The organism is Thermogutta sp., assembly GCF_014359955.1.
Classification (GTDB): domain Bacteria; phylum Planctomycetota; class Planctomycetia; order Pirellulales; family Thermoguttaceae; genus Thermogutta.
In genome coordinates, this window is sequence record NZ_JACIYL010000823.1 from 1 (window position 1) to 1,902 (window position 1,902).

General features: G+C 56.1%; 2 protein-coding genes. Both read right to left on the reverse strand.

Annotated elements, in window-relative coordinates:
* On the reverse strand, window positions 1–981 hold a 981-nt coding region (locus H5U08_RS17315), incomplete at its 3' end, for a complex I subunit 1 family protein (protein WP_297035958.1).
* A 117-nt stretch (window positions 982–1,098) separates the two neighbouring features.
* A partial coding sequence (locus tag H5U08_RS17320; RefSeq protein WP_297035961.1) for an NADH-quinone oxidoreductase subunit D occupies window positions 1,099–1,902 on the reverse strand: 804 nt, incomplete at its 5' end.

Below are 1,902 nucleotides of genomic sequence, written 5' to 3' on the forward strand. Positions count from 1 at the left end.
GGCCATCATGAAGAGGATTCCGATCACGCACTTGAGAAGAAAGTTAATCGCCCCGAGAAAATGCCCAAAAAAGCCTGCCCAGGGCCCGACAGCGTCCGTGAGGCCGAGGATGGAGGCCAACGGGATCGGCCCGTTCCAGCCGCCTAAAAACAAAATGGCTCCCAGGCCACTCACCGCGGCCATGGCTGCGTATTCGCCCATATAGAAAACACTCCAGCGAAACCCTGAATATTCCGTATGAAAACCCGCGACCAACTCGCTCTCCGCTTCAGCCAGGTCGAACGGTGCCCGATTGGTCCCAGCCACGGCACATGTCACAAAGATCCAGAAGGCCACGAATGTGAACGGGTCATGAAAAACAAACCAGTTCCAGAACCAGCCACGCTGCGCTTCGCCGATGGCCACCAGATCCATCGTTCCTGCTAACAGGATGGGGATAAGGGCAGCAAAAGTGAGGGGAACCTCGTAACTGACCACCTGAGCGGCTTCGCGCATGCTGCCCAGGAAAGACCATTTCGAACCGGAAGCGTAGCCTGCCAGAATAATTCCAAACACTTCCAGGCCGAGGACGGCAAGGATAAAGAACGCAGCAGTGTTGAGTCGCTGCGCCACCCACCCATCGGAAAACGGCATGGCCATAAAAACGGCAAAAGCGGGGGCAAAGGCGAGATAGGGGGCTATCCGGAACAGTATCCGATCGGCATTGAGGGGAATAATGTCCTCTTTGGTGAGCAGTTTCAAGCCGTCCGCGACGGGCTGGAGCCAGCCGAATCGTCCACCCACCCGTGTGGGTCCCAATCGATCCTGGATTCGCCCTGCCACTTTGCGCTCGGCCCAGGTGGCGGCCGCCACCAGTGTCATGACGACGGCCAGGAGCACCGCAACCTGAAGGAGGGCCACACCGATGATGATGAGCCACCCCCCGCTCGCAGTTGTCTGGATCCATTGACCCACAATTTCGTTCATAAACCACCCGTTCACGTATTCGACTATTCCTCGACCTTTTTATATTTTTTGACAAGGCCAGGAATATGCGATGGCCGGGATATTACGCCCAAAAAATTATTAATCAAACTTGTGTTACTGAACCATGAACCGCTATCGATCGACTTCCCCCAACACGATATCGAGGGAGCCGATGATTGCCGGCACGTCCGCCACCAGGCAGCCCCGACACAACTTGGGAAGCACCGAGAGATTGCAAAAACTACTGCTGCGGGCGCGAACACGCCACGGAATCGCCTCGCCCAAACTCACGATCATGAATCCCATCTGCCCCTTGGGACACTCGGTTTCCAGATAAACTTCGCCGGGCGGCAATTTCTGGTTGAGCTTGATCGGCTTGCCGATATCGCCTTCAGCGGCCCGATATTTTTCGATGGCCTGCCGGACCAATTTGACCGACTGGACAACCTCCACCATCCGAACAAAGAACCGGTGCCAGCAATCGCCGAGCACAGTTTCCGTCGGAACCTCTGGACAGGGAGCAGGATAACGTCCGTCCTTACAGACGGCCACATCAAATTGATATCCCTCATACATGCGGGTATAAAAGGGATCGCCATCCCGGCGGAGATCCCAATCCACTCCGCTGCCCCGTAACACGGGCCCCGTGCATCCATGATCGATGGCCATCGCCGCAGGGAGCACCCCCACCCCCGCCGTCCGTTTGATGAAAATGTGATTGACAGAAAGAAGTTCGTGGAGGTCGTCGATGACGGGTTCGAACTGATCCAAAAACTTTTCGCACTCTTCCAGCCAGCCCGGCGGCAGATCAGCCATGAGCCCCCCCACTGTTATGTAGCTGTACGTCAGCCGGGCGCCACAAACCGCTTCAAAAAGATTGAGTATTTTCTCTCGCTCTCGGAAGCAATACATGAACGGGGTGAAACTCCCCAGATC